This window comes from Caulobacter sp. S45 (assembly GCF_903642205.1).
GTDB lineage: Bacteria > Pseudomonadota > Alphaproteobacteria > Caulobacterales > Caulobacteraceae > CAHJWH01.
On sequence record NZ_CAHJWH010000048.1, the window covers coordinates 1 to 17,809 of the forward strand.

Consider the following 17,809-nt stretch of genomic DNA (forward strand, 5'->3'; position numbering starts at 1 on the left):
GCTACTTCGCAGTCAGCCAAGACCATGCCTGACCAGATGCAGACCACGCCTTCATTGCACTTCAACCCGCTGCCGATATCCGGCGGCGGCCACGCTGCGCCCGCGCCAGGCGCCGCCCACGCGCCCGTTCCCGCGGCGGTCGCCGGGCGCCGCCCGCTGATGCCGCTCGTACCTACCTCCACAAGCGCCTGAGCATGGTCGAAGCCCACGCCGCCCGCCTGCACGACCCCGTCGCCCACAGTCATGCGCTTGGGGGATTCCTGGCCGGTGCGGCGGTGGGCCTGGCGGCTGCGATCGGGACCGCGGTCGTGATCGGGGCTGTAGTGGGCGCGGCCGCCCTGGAAGTCGGCTCCGCCGGACTCGCCACCCCCCTGGTCGTGGGCGTCGCCGCCACCGTGGGCGAGTTCGGGCTCAACGCGCTCGTCGGTGGGAAGCTCATGGGACTGGCCGAAGAGGAAGGAGAAAAGCTCGGCGCCGCAAGCCTGGGTCCGACTTCGGGCCAGGTGTCGGACGGCTCGCCGAACGTGTTCATCAACGGCTCGCCCGCCGCTCGCGTCCTCGATGCGGAGAGCTGCGACGCCGGCAAGGTCGCCCAGGGCTCGCTCACCGTAGGGATCAACGGCCGGTCCGCCGTACGCGTCGGCGACAGATGCACCTGTGGCGCGGTGATCACGCAGGGCTCGCCCGACGTGCTGATCGGCGGCCCGACCGGCACCTTCGCCGGCATCCAGTCGGAGGTGCCCGCCTGGGCGCGCTGGGCTGTCGTCGTGGTCAGTCTGCTGCCGGCCTTGGGCGGGCTGGCCCGCGCCGTCGGTCCGGCGTTGGCCGAGGTGGAGGCCACCGGCCTATCTCGCGCCCTGCAGACGGGGGCCAAGGCGCTCGGCCGGGCGATGGAGGAGCGGGGCGGCGGGATTGAGCCCCCCGTCCAGAAGCTCGACTACACGCCGACGAGCGGCGTCACCTTGGAAGGTACGCCCGGCAAGACCACGACGGTGCTGGGCAGCTACAGGATGGACACGTCCCACGTCGTCGACGAGATGGGGAACGTCAAGAGTACAGATTTCGGACCCAAGCCCGGGCAGCTGAACGTCTTGAACGTCCCTGATGATGTCGCGAACAATTCGCCCGATTTCTGGACCGAATACAATCAACCGTGGCTGCAGAACGCTGTGGACAGAGGCGATCCCATCTTGATGGCGACGTCGCCTGATGCAGTGGACCCCGGTGGTAATTCGGTATTGAGCCGTATGAATGACAGTACCGGGAAAATGGAGCCAACTGGTTTCGGCCGCGAAGTACAATTCCTACAGGACAACGGCTATCATTACGAGAATGGGACGATGGTAAGATGACTGGTGAAGAGCTGGAAACCATCCTTCGTGAACGATGGCTTGAATTGATCAAAAGCTTTAATCTCTCGACAGCTGCCAACGGTGAAAACAGGGCGTATGTATCCGGACCAAATCTCCTGCTCCAGATATTTGCCACCCGGGACGGCGTCGACATTACCTACATAGATCGAGACCAGCCGACACTGCCTCTCTATTCGATCAATTCGCTCATGTTGCGAGCGCGGCGAGACAGACTGGTTCTTGTCCCGGCCGAACCGAGGAACACGTCGTTCTACGACTATGTCAGGCTTCAACTTGACGTTCTTGCTCGCCATCTAAGCAGAGCCGGAACGGACGTGCTCAGGGGTGAGCGTGGCTGGATGACCGAACATGGGCCGAGTCGCGCCGACGCCAGCGCTGACATTCGAGCCTTTCTCAATGGCGCCCACACTTTCCGACCCGTCGACGCTTGATGACGCACGCTCGGCATAGAGGCTTGAGGTCGGCCTGAGCGGTGGCTCAGTCCTCTGGATATCTCAGCCACTTCACCCGAGTCTCGCGCCAGGCGACATGATAGCTTATCGTCGAAGAGGCGGTAGAGGGGCGGCGGCAGTGGCCATACGGGTCGCGATCGTAGACGGGACGGGGCCTGCCGTCGGCTACGACAAGGCGATGGAGAAGTCGTTCTGCCACGTGCTGTCGCTGCAGCTGGGCAGCGCGGCCAACTACCAGCGCGGCCCTAACGCCATGGGCATGGAGACCCTGCCGGAGGCGGCGCGGGCCTTCGGCTGGTGCGTCACCGAGTACGCCCGCGACCCCAGCGTCCAGATCATGCTGGTGGGCTATAGCCGGGGCGGCTCGGCGGTGATCATGGCGGCCGAGCAGCTGGAGGGCATCGGCGTGCCGGTGCACTCCATGTTCCTGTTCGACCCCGTGGCGCGCCATCCGTATCCGGGCGGCGAGGTGATCCCCGGCAATGTCGCCTTCAGCCGCATAGCGCGGCGCGACCAGAGCCTGGCCTTCGTGATGAAGTACGAGGGCACGCTCAGCGACAGCAAGAAGCTCGGCGACAGCTCCAACCCTTGCCGCCCCTTCTTCGGTAATACGGGGCTGAACTGGCGCGGCGTCGGCGACCACCAGACGCCCAGCGTGTTCAAGGGTTCGCACGGGGCGCTCGGAGGCGTGGGCTGGAGGTTCGTCACCGAGGACGCTGCCTGCCAAATGCAGGTCTCGGCCTGGATGGGCCAGCAGATGCGCTCGCGCGGGCTGATGGCCAACCTGGGTCCGGGGTTCCTGGACCCCACGCCGCCCGAGAAGCCGGCCACCGCAACCAGGCTCGCCGGCCAGGCGCTGGATGCGGGACTGCTGGCCAAGAGTGCGCTGGTGCGGATCGGGAGCGGGTGGTCTGGGCTGTGAAGAGATTGAGCTTGAACGGGTCAGGCGCTTTTCAGACCTCCTGCAGCCCAGCCGCTCCCCCGCTCATCCCTACAAATGCCAAGACCCAGATCAAGGTGACAAGGTTTGGAGTAAGGGCGTTCCCCACCGTCTGGACGCGAGTTTTTCGATCTGGTCCCGTCATTCGGCCGGGATGAGCGGATACACTGCACGCAGCTATCCTCGCCTTCCCCTCAGCTGAAGAAGACGTCCCGCTGCTGGTTCAAGGTGTGGTCGGGATTGGGGCAGGCGCGGACGAGCACCACGGTGACGTTGTCCTTGGCGCCTCGCTCCAGCGTGCTCGCAATCAGGGCGTCGGCGGCGGTCTCGAGAGACGGGTCTTGCAGGAGGGCGGCGACCTCGCGGTCGTCCAGCATGCCGGTGAGCCCGTCAGAGCAGAGCAGGAAGACGTCGCCGGGCTCCACCGGCCCCTGCTGCATGTCCAGCGCCAGCCGGTCGGTGACGCCCACCGCCCGTGTGATGACGTTGGAACGGGTGTAGCTCTTCGCCTCGGCGCGGGAGAGGGAGCCGGAGTCCAGTAGCTCCTGCAGGCGGCTGTGGTCGCGGGTGATCTGCTCGAAGCGGCCGTCCCTCAACAGATAGCCCCGGCTGTCCCCTGCCCAGAGGCACGCATAATGGCCGCCGAACGCCAGCAGCGCCACCACGGTCGACCCGATCACCGAACCTGGCGCCATCACTGCGGCCCGGGCGATCAGGGTGCGGTTCACCCGCAGGATGCTGTCGCGCACGTCGTCCAGGAAGGCGTAGCCGGAAGAGGTGTCGTCCACCCGGCCCAGCGCTTCCACGATCAGGCCGCTCGCCACCTCGCCCGCCTGGTGGCCGCCCATGCCGTCGGCCACGGCCCAAAGGCCGATGTCCAGGCGGTCGCAGAAATTATCCTCGTTCAAGCGGCGGACATTGCCCACGTGGGTGCGCGCGACCGACTCGAAGACGAGGCGCGGGGAGGCGCTCACGGCCGTTCGCCCTCGGATGCGCGGAACAGGGCGGCGAAGGCCTCGCGCCCCGGCAGGCCAGGGGTCATCAGCACCTTGGCCCCCGCGCCGGTGTGGCGCCACCACAGGCTCGCGCCGCTGGCCAGCGGGGTGGTCTCCAGCACCGCCTGCAGCGTCACCGCCCGGCCGTCCGGCCCGCTGCGCACGTCCAGGAACAAGCCGTCGTCGGTGGAGCGGGCTCGAAGGCTCAACACGTCCAGATCGTCGGCTCGGGGCGCGCCGAGCGCAGCGAATTTGACGGCTAGGGCGTCAGGTGTCCCGCCGTCCCGGGCGACCGCGACAGCGGCTTCCGCCCGGTCGAACCAGGGCGTGCAGGCGACGGCGGCCTGCGGCTCCAGGCCATCGAGCGGGGCCAGGGCCATGCAGGGAAAGCTCCGTCCCACGCGATCGCGGCTAGGCGCGACGACGCCGGCGAGAGGCGACGGGCCGGCCTCGCCGGCTGTCGTCACGAACCGCCAGGCCGGAGCGTCGGCAAAGCCGTGGGCCCAGTCGGTCGCCTGGGCAGCGAGGTGGGCGAGGCCGGCCTCGATCCAGGCGTCCAGGACAGAAGCCGTACCGGCTGGAAGGTTCAGGCGCAGGAAGTCGCCGGCGGCCGGTGTCTTGCCGAACAGGCCGCAAGGCGCGCGCGCGCCGTTCACAGCTTGCCCGGGCAGGCGAAGGTCTTCAGCTCCGGCAGGAGGAAGGGGTCGGACGTGGTGTCGGTAAGCCGTAGCCGGAAGGTCGCGGCATAGGCGCCGGTGCCCACCTGGAAGGTGACGCCCGACGCGCTGGCGGCGCTCTTCTGCGCATCCTGCAGCATCTGCAGGAAGGCGAAGTCGCCGCTCCAGCTCCGCACCGCCGGCGACGCCTTTGGCGCGCCCTGGAAGCTCAGCGTGACGCCGGGCGCCTGACCTGGCCAGCGGAGTTCGACCGAGTTGCGGGCCACGGTGCTGAACGCCGCCGGCGCCCCGTCCACGCTCAGCGTCACCGCGGACGGCGAGCCCGTGAAGCTGACCGGCTCGAGCGTGAACCGCACGTTGGGCCGTACGTCGCCGGGCTTGAAGAAGGCCTGGCGGACGCGGTCGGCGGTCTGGAGCTGGCGGACGCTGGCGAGCTGGAGGCCCAGCGCGCGGCCGGACGCGGACAGCCCCCAATTCCGGCCCGAGGTGTCGAGCTGGCCGGTCATGTTGGCGGTCTGGAACTGGTCGATCAGCCCGCCCGGCCGCAGCAGCCGGCTGAAGTCGTCGATGGAGACCTGGTGGCCGGAGCTTGAGAAGGGGAAGCCCTGTGCGGTGATCGACTTGCACTGTGGGACGATCTGGGTGGTCCAGGTCTGCTCGATGCTGTTCAGCGCCCCCTGGTTCAGGGACTGGGTGCTGGAGGAAACGAAACCGTTGAACAGGGCGCCCGCCACCGGCGGCAGGGCGTGGGAGGTCTGCTGCAGCTTGGCCGTGGCCGCCATGGCGGAGCTGGTGGCGGTGTGCTGCAGCAGGGGATCACCCATGCCGCCGGCGCTCTTGGCCGCCACGTTGGCGTCGGCGGCCTGCTTGAGGGCGTCAAGCGCATCGTCGATGGGCGAGGGTCCGCTGGTGGACGGCGTCAGCTCGCGCAGCCAACGGTAGTGCTCGATCACCTCGTCGAGCGGGCCAGGGGGCGCCGGCGGCTGGCCTGAGTTGACCTGCTCCACCCGGTTCACCCGGTTCAGGCCGCTGTAGATGCGCCGCGAGAATAGAGAGGACGTACGGAGCAGGTTGCCCGCCATGCCGCCACCGGTGCGCGTGTTGAGGCTGGGCGGCGTCAGGTTGGTCTCGCTGGCGAGCGATTCGATCAGCTGCTTCAGCGGCGAGGGCGGCTGCAACGCGCGGCGGATGCGGTCGTCGGGCAGATAGCGGCCGCTGACGCCGATGTCGTCTATGAAGGCGTCCCATCGCTTGGTGAAGTCGGACAGGTAGGCGACCAGGATGCCGTCCTTGATCCGTCCGGCTTCGCTCAACGCCGTGCCCTGCTGGGACTGGCCCATGACCCAGCCCTCGTTGGACGACTCGGTGGCGGCCTTGCCGATGGCCGGCAAGACGGTGGAGAAGAAGGCCTGGTGGCGGAACATGCCGGGGATGCCGCTGGTCAGCGGCTTGCCGGACTTGAGCTGGAACAGGCCGGACGAGCCGACGCCCGGCGCATCCATCAGGCTGTAGGCCGCGAGGCCGGTGAGCGCAGGGTCGCTGAGCAAGCGGCTATAGACGCGCTCTCCGGGGCTGAGGCTCGCCACGTTGGCCCGGGCCGCCGCGATCAGGTCGCCGTCGAGCGCGGGCGGCGAGAGCGGGCCGGAGAGCAGAGTTGAGAGATGGGCTTCGAGCCCGGCGCGCAGCGCATCGTCCTCCTGGCCGGGGAAGCGGTCGGACCAGGCATTGGCGAACCAGCCCTCGATCTGGCCGCGCTCCAGGGGTGCGCCGGGGCTCCGGCCCAGCATCAGGTAGATGCGCAGCAGGCCGTAGATGTCGCTGCGCACATCGGCGCCGCCTTCGGGCTGCTGCACCAGGACGCGCAGCCGATCCTCCACCCCCAGGACCAGCCGAGGCAGCATCAGGCGGTTCAGCAGGTTGCGGTAGGCGCCGTCCACCTGGAGACGCAGCGCGCGCGTGCGGTTCAGGCCGAAGGAGAGGCCGGGCTCGGCCAAGCCTTTTGGCGCGGTGGTGGCGAAGGGCAGGCTGCGAGCCTCGTCCAGGATCGGCAGCACGGTGGTGACGTCGCTGTCGCTGACCTCGCCCTGGGGTCCCGTGCTCACGTCGTGCTGCAGCTTGGCGGAGCGGTCGGCCAGCAGGTGGATCAGGTGCGCGTTGTGCAGATAGCCCACCAGCCAGCCGACGGAGAGCAGCAGGACCAGCGCCCCTCCCCCCGCCGCCACCGCCAGCTTCAAAGTGCGTCGCCGGCGCTCGGTCAGCGGGTCGCGGCCGGCCAGGGCGGCCTCGGGGAACATGACCTTGTTCAGCAGGTCGCCGAGAAAATAGCTGCGCCCCTTGGCCGTGCCGCCGCCGACGGCTGTGGCCGTCACCCCGAACTTGGCCGAGAGCGAGGCCAGCAGGCGGTCGATGGGCCGGCCGTGCTGGGTTCCGCTGGTCAGGTAGAAGCCGCGGATCAGGGGCACGGGCTCGAAGCGGGTGTCACGGGCGAGGATCTGCAGCAGCGGTTCCAGGGCGCCGCGCAGCGCGGCCACCTGTTGCGGGAAGCCGAAGATCAGCCCCCGCCGCTGGATGTCGCGTTCGGACTGCACCCGGGCGAGCAGGCGGTCGTTCAGGCGCTGGACCAGGGCGTCGAACGCCTCCCCAGCCCCTTGCGCCTCGCCGCCCGCGGCGGCGTCGGTGCGGAGCGGAAAGGTGTGGCCCCAGACCTGCTCGCGCCCGGTGGCGTCCAGGTCGTCGAAGAACTCGGCGAAGCCCGCCAGCAGGTCGACCTTGGTCAACAGCAGATACACCGGCGTGCGGACGCCGAACTTCTGGCCGATCTCGTTGATCCTCGACCGCACCGCCCGGGCGTGGGCCAGCACCTCGCCCTCGTCGGCCGCCAAGAGGTCCGGGACCGGCAAGGCGACGATGACGCCGGTGAGCGGCTGGCGCGGACGATAGCGCTTCAGCAGGTCGAGCAGGCCGTTCCAAGCCTTGGCGTCGGCGGCCTCGTGGCTGTCCTGGGTGGTGTAGCGGCCTGCGGTGTCGATCAGCACGGCCCTGTCGGTGAACCACCAGTCGGTAGTGCGGGTGCCGCCGATGCCTCGCAGCGGCGCGGCTCCCACCTCCTGCGCCACGGGGAAATGCAGGCCGCAGTTGTGCAGGGCGGTGGTTTTGCCGGCCCCCGGCGGGCCGATGATCACGTACCAGGGCAGCTCGTAGACCAGCTCGCGCTGGGGCCCGACCCGGGCGCCGCGCATCAGCTCAAGCGCCTTGGCCGCCCGCTCCTCCATCGCCTTCACGTCCTGGGCGGAGAGGTCGTCGGCGGGAGGCGCGGAGGCTGGTGGGGCGGCGAGTTCGCTGACCAGGGCCGAGTTGGCCCGCCCGGCGCGCAACCGCTTGTAGAGGAACCACCCGCCGAACGCCGCCGCCACCAGGGCGATGGCGACCAGCCGGGCGATCCAGCCGGCGAGCGGCGCGTGGCCGGCGATGGAGACGAGCGGCCCCACCAGCCAGATCAGGGCCGCCAGCAGCACGGCGCCCAGCACCATGAAGACCCAGCGCGGCACGGTGATGCGTGGCAGGCGGGGCGAGCGGAAGGAGGAGGCGACGAGGCTCACGTCACATGATCCTCGAGGCGCCGGCGGGGGCGGCGTAGGTCTTGGGGATGGCCACCTCCACCCGGCGGTTCTGGCGGCGGCCGGCGTCGTCGGCGTCGCTGGCCACGGGCTGGGTCTCGCCGACGCCGGACGGCTTCAACCGGTCGGCGGCCGCGCCGTCGGCGGTCAGCTTGTCGGTGACGGTCTTGGCGCGGGCCTCCGACAGGGCCTGGTTGGAGGGGAAGCGGAGCGAGCGGACCGGCTGGTTGTCGGTGTGGCCGGTGACCGGCACGTCGCCGACGGTCAGGGCGATGGCCTGGGTGACCCGGCGCAGGGTCTCGTCATAGCCGGCGTCGAGGTCGGCGGAGCCGGAGGCGAACAGTCCCTTGTCCTTCAGCCGGACCAGCACCGAATCTGGCTGATCGACCACGGCCACCCGGCCGGCGTCGATATCGGGCTTGAGGATGCCGGTGATGGTCTGGAACAGGCGCGTGTCGGACGGCGGCGGGGGTGCGGAGCGGCTGAGCCGCGCAGGCCCTGCGGCGTAAATCGCCGATAGCGGCTTCACCGCGCGCGAACCCGCGGCCGCGAGGGCGAACAAGAAGCCGGCGTAGATCAGCACCGCCAGCAGGGCGAAGCTGGCGCCGTAGACCCACAGGGGTATCTGGCGGCCGAGCGCCTGGTAGGCGGCGTCCTCGCCGCGCCACTGCGGCGACAGGGTGCGCTCGTAGGGGCCGCGGAGGTTGCGGAGCACGCCGTAGATGCGTTCGCGCAGGGTGAACAGGCGGCTCGCGCCCTGGCGGTCCAGCCGCATCCGCCCTTCGAACCCGAAGGAGAGGCAGAGATAGATCAGCTCCAGCAGGTTCGGAGCGCGATTGGGGCGCTGCTCCAGGGCCTCGGCGATCTCGAACATGCGGTCGCCGGAGACCACCTCGTTGTGGAAGGTGGCGACCAGCGTCTGGCGCGCCCAGGCGCTCTTGGCGCCCCAGGGAGTGGACAGCACCACCTCGTCCAGCAACGCGCACAGGGCGTAGTGGCCGTAGCGCACCTCCTCGTCGGAGCTGCCCTGCTCGCGCACGGAGGCCTGGAAGCCGCGCAGCTCGTCGATCACCTCCTGGCGCAGCCGGCCGATGTCGTCGTAGCGGGTCTCGGCGCGCAATGCATTGGCCAGCGCGATGAGGCGCGCGCCGGCCGCGATCAGCGGGTTCGGGCCGGTGGCCTCGATGGGCGCGGTGGAGACGGCACGGCCGGACGCCTCCTCCGGCTCCCGCCCGCGTTTGGGCTTGGGGCGGGACTTGGCCGAGGGCGGGGCGAAGGGATTGTCCGCCTCCGGACCGAAGTCGCCGACCTGGGTCGCGTCGTCCTGGTCGAAGCCCCGCTGCACCGCACCCGCGCCCGGGCGGATGACGGTGCGTTCGCCCTCGTCCTCGTCGAAGCTGAAGGGGTCGCGCGGAGAGGGGCTCACCGGACGCGGCCCCGGATGGCCCAGAGCTCCAGCGCCAGGTCAGGCACGTCGCCGGAGACGTGCAGCGCCGCGCCGCCGGAGCGCTCCACCAGCTTCCAGTCCTCGGCGTTGGCGTTGATCTCGAAATAGACCATGCCGGAGCGGAAGGGGATCTGGCGGGGCTCGGTGGGCAGAGCCCGGATCGGTGCGCCGCCGAGCTGCAGGTTCACCAGGTCGCGGATGCGCTCCACCGGGCCGATGGTGGTGCGCTTGGGCAGGTTCACCCGCAACGTCTCCGGGTCCACCGACGACTTCGCCGCCAGCACGAAGACGCAGTCGGTGAACAGCGAGCGGTCGGTGACACGCCCGACGCGGATGTTGTAGGCGCGCTCCTCCAGCGGGATGGAGATGGCGGTCTGCTCGAACACGGCGCTCAGCGCCTCGCGCAGGAAGGCCATCAAGGGCTCGAAACTGCCCTGCAGGTCGGTATGGCGGTAGGGCGGCAGCTTGGGCGGGCGATTGGTCACCGTGTCGGTGATGGTGGAGAGCTCCCCCGCCAGCATGGCGAAGGCCTCGTACAGCCGCTCCGGGTGCAGCGAGGGCAGGCTGGAGAGGTGGCGCAGCGCCATGTCGTTGCGGTTGGCCAGCATCAGCACCAGGAAGTCGGTGATCTCCGCGCTGCCCTTGCCGCCGGGGCTGGACAGGCGCGCGGCGATGGCGGCGGCGCGGTGCTGCAGCAGGCCGCGGATTTCGGCCAGGGCGCTCCGCAGCACGGGCGAGGCGCCCACGTCGAGCACGGTGGGCGAGAAGGGGGCGTCCAGGCTCAGCGTGCCGTCCAGCCCCTTCTCCACCAGCCGCGCCACCGGCAGGGTGACGTAGCCGGCCAGCTCCTGGCGCTCGTGCATCAGCTTGAGGTCGAGCTTGGCCACGGTCAGGTCGGCCGGCGAGGCGGAGCCGGCGATGGTGTCCACCACCTCCACCTGCTGGCCGATCCACCGCACCGCCTGGTCGCCGCCGGCCTCCAGCCGGGCCTCCGCCGCACCCTGACGGCGGATGGGCAGCGCGAGGTGCAGCACGGCGTTGCGCAGGTCCGCCGGGGCGGCGAGCGGTGTGGGGTGGTCGTCGTCGCCGGGGATGTCGAAGGCGGTGCCGTCCGGCAGCAGGCCGCTGGCGCGCGAGAGGGCGAACACGCCGGTCTTCAGCAGGGCCGCATCGATCTCCAGCGCGGTGAAGCCCCAGGCGAGCGGGCGGAGCGCCTGGGCGTTGGTGCGCGCCAGCTTCTCCAGGTAGCGTTCGAACTGCTGGAAGTGCTGTGTGCGCAGGAACATGCCCTCCGCCCACAGCACCTTGTTGTCCCAATAGGCCGACATCAGGCCGCGCCGACGGAACGGTTGGCTTCAGTCTTGTTCGTCGAGTCCAACCCCATCCCCCTGTCGCCGCTCAGCGCAGCGCCATCCTGTCCAATTCGTCGAGCTGTTTCTCGTAGGCGGCGCGGAACGCCCGGTTCACCGGGCTGTCCGCACTGTCTTCGGCCTCGCGGCGATACTGGCCATAGACCTTGACGTACTCGGCCCAGGCCACGGCTGCACGCGGCTTCAGCACGAAGGACTGGTCCTTGATGGCCTCTTCGATCTGCGCCGGCGCCAAGGTGTCCAGGCTGGACGACAAGGCGGCGCGTAGCCCCGCAAGCATGCAGAGCAGGTGCTTCTTCACGTCCTGGTAGGACTCCGCCACCGCCGCCGGACCGTCGAGGAAGCCGTCGTTGGCGGCGCGCAGCAGCTCGCTCGCCACCTTCTGCGGCGGCGCCCACTTGAAAGGGTTGTTCTCGTCCGCCTGGATGGTGGTGCGCACCATGCGGTACTCGTTCTTGAGCGCCGTCCGCTCGCCGAGCACGTCGCTCAACCCCAGCACCATGTGCCGGTACACCGCCCCCAGCCGCTCCATCATCGCCGCCTGATCCTCGCCGGCCAGGGCGGCGGGGTCGAGCTTGGCGCCGGCGCAGAAGGCCTCGAACAGGCCGGAGGATGCGCCAGGCGCGGCGGGAGCGGAGGGCGGCGACGGCGCCGGAGCGGCGGGGGGCGGCGTAGCGGGTTTGACCTTGATGGCGGGCGCGCTCTCACCGGGCTCGACAGCCGGCTCGCCCCCTTCACCTTCGGCCTCATCCTGGGCCTGTCGAAGGACGGTGCCCTCGCGCGGATGGTGGACGCCTCGTCCCTCGACAAGCTCGGAACGAGGTGAAAGCCGGCGTCGTGGCTCCAAGTCCTCAGATCCTTTCGCCGGGGCGTCGAAAGGAGAAGGCGGAGCAGGCGCAGGGTCCTGGTCCGCCGGCTCCGGGTGGCTGGGCGGCGCGGCGTCCCAGTCGGAGGGTATGGCGAGGTCGCTGGCGGCGAGGTCCGGGGCGCGCAGGATGGGCTGGCGGAAGGGCGCGTCGAAGCCGAAGCCGCCATCGTCCGCGTCCCGGGCCGGCGGCTCGCGCCAAGCCTGGGGTGCGCCGATGACCGGCTCGGCGCGGGTGGGGCCTGCGTTCCAGTCGCCGGCACGGCCGCCATCCCGGCGCTCCCAGGCATCGCCGCCAGACAATCCGGCGCCCGAACGGGCAGGCGAGCGGCCGAGCGGGCCCAGCCCCAATCCGTCGTCGGCAAAAGGGTCGGCGGCGAGCGGATCGGGCGCCATGCCGCTGGCGAAGGGATCGACGCGCTGGCGCCGTTCCGGCGGCTCCTCGCTCCCGCCCATCGGCGCGAAGGGATTGGCGTCCTCTCGCCGCGCCTGGGGCGCGGGCGCGGAGACGTGGTCACTGCGCTCGATCAGCAGCACGTAGGGGCCGAGCTCCAGCCGCTCGCCGGGCTCCACCCGCACGGGCTGGTCCCGGGGCAGGCGCCCTCCTTGCGTGGCCGAGGTGACGCCGTTGGTGCTGGTGTCGGTGACGCTCACCGCGCCGTCGCGCACCCCCACCTTCAGGTGCAGCCGCGAGAGCGCCCGGTCCGGATCGGGCAGGGCCCAACCCGCAGCCGCGTCGCGACCGAGAGTGACCTCCTCCCGCTCGCCCAGCACCCGCACGTCGATCTGGCGGCTGGGGTCGGCGGCGGAGAACAGTCGGAGCGCGATCATAGGGCGGCGGCGCTCAGTTCAGCTTGATCATGGGCGAGGTGATGGCGACCTCCTGGCCCGTAATGGAGACCGTGCTCGCCCCCACCGTCAAGGTGATGGAGGTGTCGGAGCTGATCGCCAGCGCCCCCTTCACGTGAAGCTTCATCGTCCCCTGCACGTCCTGGCTGCTGTCGCCGACGATGGCCAGGGTGCTGTTCTGGCCGATCTGGACGCTCTCGTCCTTCACCGTCACCCGCCGCAGGTTGCGCCCGGCGAAGGTGTAGATCTCCTCCGCCCCCGCCTTGTCCTCGAAGATGAACTCGTTGGCGACGCCGCCTGAGGGATAGCTCATGGTGCGCCAGCCGGCCTGGCTGAGGTGGGCTGGGGTGTCGTAGGGCTGCTTGTTGTCGCCGTTGTAGAGGCAGGCGACCACCATCGGGCGGTCCGGGTCGCCTTCCAGGTAGTCCACCAGCACCTCCATGCCGATCCTGGGGACGAACTGCGAGCCGATCTTGCCGCCCGCCCACTGCTGCGCCACCCGCAGCCAGCAGGTGGACATGCCCGCATGGTCCCAGTGGAAACGCACCTGGATGCGCCCGAAGCCCTCCGGATCGGTCTGGTCGGTGACCACGCCGGTCTGCGGCCCGCGGACCGTGGCCGCCGGCGTGACCTTGTCCGGGCGGTGGGTCTGGTCGCTGGGCACCGCGGTGAACCGCTGGTCGTAGCTCGGCTCGCCCTCCTCCAGCCCCCAGGGGTCGAAGGCCTGGTGGGAGACGGACTTCACCGCGATCCGCCGCTCCTGCGGGCTCAGCCGCGGATCGTCGATCTCAAAGCGCGCCCCGGGGGTAAAGCCCACATAGCGACCTGTGCCCTGGACCAGCAGGGCGCCGGATTCCAAGCCTTCCATGGCCAGCTTGGACTGGCGGCGCACATCGTCGGGCGTGTAGCCGCCGCCGGGCCAGTGGTACTGCTGGGCCGGCTTTGCAGCGTAGCCGAGCCGGGTGGCGGTCTTGGTGGGCGTCAGGTTGGTGGGCTTCTTGAAGTCGTAGTCGTTGGTCAGCCAGTTCCCGCTGGAAGCGGCGTAGGAGGTCGCTACGTCCTTCAGCCCCGGATGGTGCGGCCCCTTGCGGTACGACACCTGAAGCGGCGCCCCGTCGAAGAAGCCGGCCGGATCGTCGGCCATGTACATCTTGTGTTTGTACTGACCGGCATTCTCGTCATAGCGGAAGTAGTAGAATACGCCCTCGCTCTCCATCAGTCGGTTGATGAAGTCATAGTCCGTCTCGCCGTACTGAGTGCAGTATTCGCGGACGGTCGTGACGCCCGTGACCTTGCTGTCGTCGAAGGCGATAGCGTGCTCGGAGAGGATCTGCGCCACGATCTGCTTGGCGGTCTTGGCGGTGAAGATGCGGTTGTCGCGGTTCAGCCGGGTTCCGGAGAGCGAGGCGGAGATGAGCACGGCGAACTCCACATAGCCGCCCTTCTGATAGACGTGCTCGAAGCGGATGCATTGCCCGTTGACCATGCGAGGCGTGTCGTCCGACAGCCCCATCACAAAGGTGATCGACGACCCCACCCAGGCGGACGCCGCGGGGATGTCACCCTTGGACCGGATGGTGAGTCGAAACTCGAAAGGCGCGGAGAGCTTCTCCTCGCCTTCAAGCCGGAACAGGTAATAGTTCTCGACCGAGCCGGGACTCTCGATGAGCTTCAGGAAGTTCTTGGGATCGCGCCCTGAGTCCATCGTTCACTCGCACGCCCGCGGACGACCTGCCCCGCTGCGGCATGACCGGAGCGGATGAGGGCGGCGGTCCGCGGACCGCCGCGTTGGCTCAGGAACCGGCGGCGGTCATGAAGTCGAAGCTGCCCCGCTGGGCGGCCATCGCCTTGCCGCTGGAGTCGGTGGAGTACTGGCTGATCTGCACCTTGGTGAAGTTCAGCGAGATGTTCTCCATGGGCTCGTGCTGACCTTGCGAGCCGGAAGTGTTGTACGCGGACGTGATGACGTTGGTCATCGTGTACTCCATGTATTTGTCCTGGCCGCCACTGGCCGAGGGCATGGTCACCGCCAGCGTCGCCGTGGGGATCACCGACCCGTTCATGGAGTCCAGCATGAATTTGGCGCTGGTCTGGTCCTGCTTCTTGACCATGTGGATGTCGCCGGGCGTCACCTTGCCGGCGGACATGCGATTGGTCGACGACCCTACCGTGGTCTGGACAGGAACGGAGAAGCCCCAGCTAAAGGATTCGACCTCGATCCAGCCCACGTACTGACCCTTGGTCACGTTACCCGTGAAGCCGTCCAACTTCAGATAGGCCGCCATGAACCCGTTCCCTTTTGACACGCCCGAGACTCAGGCCCGCCTCTGGACCCCCTCGAAGCAACTATCGCGCCGGTCGCAGCCCGCCCGCGATCACAAGATTTGATATCCGAACTCGCCGCCCTCGTCGACGCTTAGTGTAATGCTCGTGGCGACCTTTTGTTCGATCATCCTGGACAACATCCGTTCCGCCAGCGCCGGAACGACGGTCTGGTTCAAGATCGCCTCGATGTTGCGCGCCCCGCTCTGGGTCTCGGTGCAGCGCGCGGCGATGGCATCGGCGGCCTGAGGGCTCCAGTCGAAGTGGGCCCCGTAGGTCGAGGCGATCCTCCCCCGCACGCGGCCCAAGGCCAGCTCCACGATCTCGCGGATGATCTCCGGCGGCAGGGGCGCGTAGGGCGCCACCGTCACCCGGCCAAGAAAGGCCGGCTTAAAGGTCTTCAGCAGTTCCGGCCGCAACGCCTGCGCGAGCCCTGCCGCATCCGGCAGGGTCTCCGGGTCGGCGAACAGCTTCTCTATGGTCTCCGTGCCGGCGTTGGAGGTCATGATGATCAGGGTGTTGCGGAAGTCGATGTCGCGGCCCTGCCCGTCGCGGAGCTGGCCCTTGTCGAACACCTGGTAGAAGACGTCCTGCACGCCAGGATGCGCCTTCTCCATCTCGTCCAGCAGGATCACGCCGAAGGGCCGCCGCCGCACCGCCTCGGTCAGCACGCCCCCTTCGCCGTAACCGATGTAGCCGGGCGGCGAGCCGACGAGCATGGAGACCTTATGCTCCTCCTTGAACTCGCTCATATTGATCACCGTGAGCGCCTGCGCGCCGCCATAGAGCAGGTCGGCCAGCGTCAGGGCGGTCTCGGTCTTGCCGACGCCCGAGGTGCCGCACATCAGGAAGACGCCGAGCGGCTTCTTCGGATCGGCGAGGCCCGCGCGCGCCACCCGCATCGCCTCGGCGATCGCCGCGATCGCCTGGGGCTGGCCGCGGATGCGCTCGGCCATGCGCGGGCCCAGGTCGAGCACGCCCTTGATGTCGTCGGAGACCATGCGGCCCACGGGGATGCCGGTCCAGGCCGCCAGCACGTCGGCCACGGCGTTGCGGTCCACCATGTCGAACACCAGCGGGCGCTCGCCCTGAAGGGCCTCCAGCTCGGCGCGGAGCTTGATCAGGTCGGCTCGGGCGCTCTCGCGCGCCGCCTCATCGTCCTGAGCGGCTTGGAGCGCGTGGCGCTGTTCGACGAGCCGATCGATCAAGCCCTTCTCCTCGGCCCAGCGCGCCTCCAACCCCTCACGCTCGGCTTCGGCCGTGGCCCTGGCTGCCTCGCGCTCGGCCAGGGTCTTGGCATGGTCGCCGCCCGAGGCCTGCTCGCGGTCGAGGATACGAAGCTCGACGTCGAGCTGCTCGATCCGCCGCCGCACGTCTTCCACTGCAGCGGGCGTGGCGGCGCGGCTGACCGCGACGCGGGCGCAGGCGGTGTCGAGCAGGCTGATGGACTTGTCCGGCAATTGGCGGCCGGAGATGTAGCGGTGGGAGAGGCGCACGCTTGCCGCCACCGCCTCCTCCAGGATGCGCACGCCGTGATGGCGCTCCAGCGTGTCCACCAGGCCGCGCATCATAAGGATGGCGTCGGCCTCGCCGGGTTCCTCCACCTTGATGACCTGGAAGCGGCGGGTGAGCGCCGGGTCCTTCTCGAAATACTTCTTGTACTCCGCCCAGGTGGTGGCCGCGATCGTACGCAGCTCGCCCCGGGCCAGGGCCGGCTTCATCAGGTTGGCGGCGTCTCCCTGTCCTTCCGCCCCGCCGGCGCCCACCAGGGTGTGCGCCTCGTCCACGAACAGGATGATGGGCGTGGGCGAGGCGCGGACCTCCTCGATCACCGACTTCAGCCGGTTCTCGAACTCCCCCTTCACGCCCGCGCCGGCCTGCAGCAGGCCGAGGTCCAGCGTCAGCAGCCGCACGGTGCGGAGCGCCTCGGGCACGTCGCCGGCGGCGATGCGCAGCGCAAAACCCTCCACCACCGCGGTCTTGCCGACGCCGGCCTCGCCGGTGAGGATGGGGTTGTTCTGGCGCCTACGGCTCAGGATGTCGATGATCTGGCGGATCTCGGGGTCGCGGCCCAGCACCGGGTCCAGCTCCCCGGCGCGCGCGCGGGCGGTCAGGTCGATGCAGTACTTGTCCAGCGCCTGGTGCTTGGCCGAAGCCGCCTGCGTCGCGCCGCCGTCCTGAGCAGCCTCGCCCGCCTCCGCCGCGCCGGCCTTGCGGGCCAGGATGGCCGGCAGCTCCTCGGCGAGCCTGGCCGGCGCGATCAGCTCCAGCTGGCGCGAGGTTTCGCGGGCAAGCGGGGAGAGGTCGTCGCTGGACAGCAGGGCCGCCAGCAGGTGGCCGCCGCGCACCGCGGGCGCCTCGTACTGCAGGCTGGCCAGGAGCCACGCCTCGCGGATCAGCTTGACCAGGTTGGGCGCGAGCGCCGGCGCCCGCCCGTTGCCGGTCTTCATCCGGTCTAGCGAGCGGTTCAGCTCGGCCTCGAGCCGTCCGGCGTCCACTGCGAAGCGGTCCAGGATCACCGCCACATCGCCGTCCGCCGGCTCCATCAGCTTCAGCAGCCAGTGCTCGATCTCGACATTGTAGTGGGTGCGCGAGAGGGTCAGGCCCGCCGCCGCCTCCAGCGCCTCGCGCGCCGCGGGGTCGAGCCGTTCGACCAGCGCCTTCAAGTCCATGCTCACCCCAAAACGCCACCCTGTTCAAGCGTGACGCTAATCGAAGCCTGCTACAAGGGCGCGACGCTGCAAGCACGGCGCGAAAATCGGGAGAGCCGGATGTCCTGGCGCGAGGGCTACATCGCCGACGTGGCCTATACCAGCGGGGTCTACATCGAGCTGGCGCCGGCGCACCTGTCCGCCTGCGCCCTGCTCGGCGGCGTGCGCCCGCCCGATCCGAGCCGGCCTTT

14 protein-coding genes are annotated in these 17,809 nt (G+C 69.6%); 5 read left to right on the forward strand and 9 right to left on the reverse strand.

The window, feature by feature from the left end; translation table 11 throughout:
* The 4 genes from HUV06_RS07060 to HUV06_RS07075 form a co-directional block, all read left to right on the forward strand.
* A partial coding sequence (locus HUV06_RS07060; protein ID WP_217433675.1) for a hypothetical protein occupies positions 1-192 on the forward strand: 192 nt, incomplete at its 5' end.
* Between the two features lie 2 nt (positions 193-194).
* Positions 195-1,352 carry a PAAR domain-containing protein gene (locus tag HUV06_RS07065; RefSeq protein WP_174300567.1) on the forward strand — a complete coding sequence of 386 codons (1,158 nt, stop codon included), beginning with the start codon at positions 195-197 and terminating at the stop codon, positions 1,350-1,352.
* Complete coding sequence (locus HUV06_RS07070; protein ID WP_174300568.1) at positions 1,349-1,804, forward strand: hypothetical protein; 456 nt, start codon at positions 1,349-1,351, stop codon at positions 1,802-1,804. Before HUV06_RS07065 ends, HUV06_RS07070 begins: the two co-directional genes overlap by 4 nt.
* Positions 1,805-1,943: 139 nt before the next feature.
* Positions 1,944-2,747 (forward strand): hypothetical protein, encoded by an 804-nt coding sequence (locus HUV06_RS07075; RefSeq protein ID WP_174300569.1) that lies wholly within the window; start codon positions 1,944-1,946, stop codon positions 2,745-2,747.
* 212 nt (positions 2,748-2,959) lie between these two features.
* On the opposite strand, the gene HUV06_RS07080 is transcribed toward HUV06_RS07075, so the two are convergent.
* From HUV06_RS07080 to tssH, 9 genes are all read right to left on the reverse strand, one after another.
* Complete coding sequence (locus HUV06_RS07080; protein WP_174300570.1) at positions 2,960-3,739, reverse strand: PP2C family serine/threonine-protein phosphatase; 780 nt, start codon at positions 3,737-3,739, stop codon at positions 2,960-2,962.
* Complete coding sequence (gene tagF / locus HUV06_RS07085; protein ID WP_174300571.1) at positions 3,736-4,416, reverse strand: type VI secretion system-associated protein TagF; 681 nt, start codon at positions 4,414-4,416, stop codon at positions 3,736-3,738. The genes HUV06_RS07080 and tagF overlap by 4 nt, the downstream gene beginning before the upstream one ends.
* The gene (gene tssM, locus HUV06_RS07090) at positions 4,413-8,036 is read right to left on the reverse strand and encodes a type VI secretion system membrane subunit TssM (RefSeq protein ID WP_174300572.1); all 3,624 of its coding nucleotides are present in this window, start codon (positions 8,034-8,036) and stop codon (positions 4,413-4,415) included. Before tssM ends, tagF begins: the two co-directional genes overlap by 4 nt.
* Position 8,037: 1 nt before the next feature.
* Positions 8,038-9,480: a type VI secretion system protein TssL, long form gene (gene tssL / locus HUV06_RS07095; RefSeq protein WP_174300573.1), complete on the reverse strand. Its 1,443-nt coding sequence runs from the start codon at positions 9,478-9,480 to the stop codon at positions 8,038-8,040.
* On the reverse strand, positions 9,477-10,829 hold the full coding sequence (tssK, locus tag HUV06_RS07100; RefSeq protein WP_174300574.1) for a type VI secretion system baseplate subunit TssK: 1,353 nt from the start codon (positions 10,827-10,829) through the stop codon (positions 9,477-9,479). Before tssK ends, tssL begins: the two co-directional genes overlap by 4 nt.
* Before the next feature lie 70 nt (positions 10,830-10,899).
* Positions 10,900-12,567, reverse strand: a complete 1,668-nt coding sequence (tagH, locus tag HUV06_RS07105; RefSeq protein WP_174300575.1) for a type VI secretion system-associated FHA domain protein TagH — start codon at positions 12,565-12,567, stop codon at positions 10,900-10,902.
* A gap of 13 nt (positions 12,568-12,580) precedes the next feature.
* On the reverse strand, positions 12,581-14,290 hold the full coding sequence (locus HUV06_RS07110; protein ID WP_174300576.1) for a type VI secretion system Vgr family protein: 1,710 nt from the start codon (positions 14,288-14,290) through the stop codon (positions 12,581-12,583).
* Positions 14,291-14,378: 88 nt separating this feature from the next.
* A complete protein-coding gene (locus tag HUV06_RS07115) occupies positions 14,379-14,870 on the reverse strand; it encodes a type VI secretion system tube protein Hcp (RefSeq protein WP_174300577.1) in 492 nt (163 codons plus the stop codon).
* A gap of 90 nt (positions 14,871-14,960) precedes the next feature.
* The gene (gene tssH, locus HUV06_RS07120) at positions 14,961-17,579 is read right to left on the reverse strand and encodes a type VI secretion system ATPase TssH (protein ID WP_174300579.1); all 2,619 of its coding nucleotides are present in this window, start codon (positions 17,577-17,579) and stop codon (positions 14,961-14,963) included.
* Between the two features lie 30 nt (positions 17,580-17,609).
* Here tssH and HUV06_RS07125 point away from each other — a divergent pair.
* Positions 17,610-17,809, forward strand: a 200-nt coding sequence (locus HUV06_RS07125) for a hypothetical protein (protein WP_174300578.1), incomplete at its 3' end; no start/stop codon positions are given.

Coding starts and splice junctions, on each gene's coding strand:
- tagH (WP_174300575.1), bottom strand. CDS start 12,567: ATGATCGCGCTCCGACTGTTCTCCGCCGCCGACCCCAGCCGCCAGATC.
- HUV06_RS07070 (WP_174300568.1), top strand. CDS start 1,349: ATGACTGGTGAAGAGCTGGAAACCATCCTTCGTGAACGATGGCTTGAA.
- tssK (WP_174300574.1), bottom strand. CDS start 10,829: ATGTCGGCCTATTGGGACAACAAGGTGCTGTGGGCGGAGGGCATGTTC.
- HUV06_RS07065 (WP_174300567.1), top strand. CDS start 195: ATGGTCGAAGCCCACGCCGCCCGCCTGCACGACCCCGTCGCCCACAGT.
- tssH (WP_174300579.1), bottom strand. CDS start 17,579: ATGGACTTGAAGGCGCTGGTCGAACGGCTCGACCCCGCGGCGCGCGAG.
- HUV06_RS07110 (WP_174300576.1), bottom strand. CDS start 14,290: ATGGACTCAGGGCGCGATCCCAAGAACTTCCTGAAGCTCATCGAGAGT.
- HUV06_RS07115 (WP_174300577.1), bottom strand. CDS start 14,870: ATGGCGGCCTATCTGAAGTTGGACGGCTTCACGGGTAACGTGACCAAG.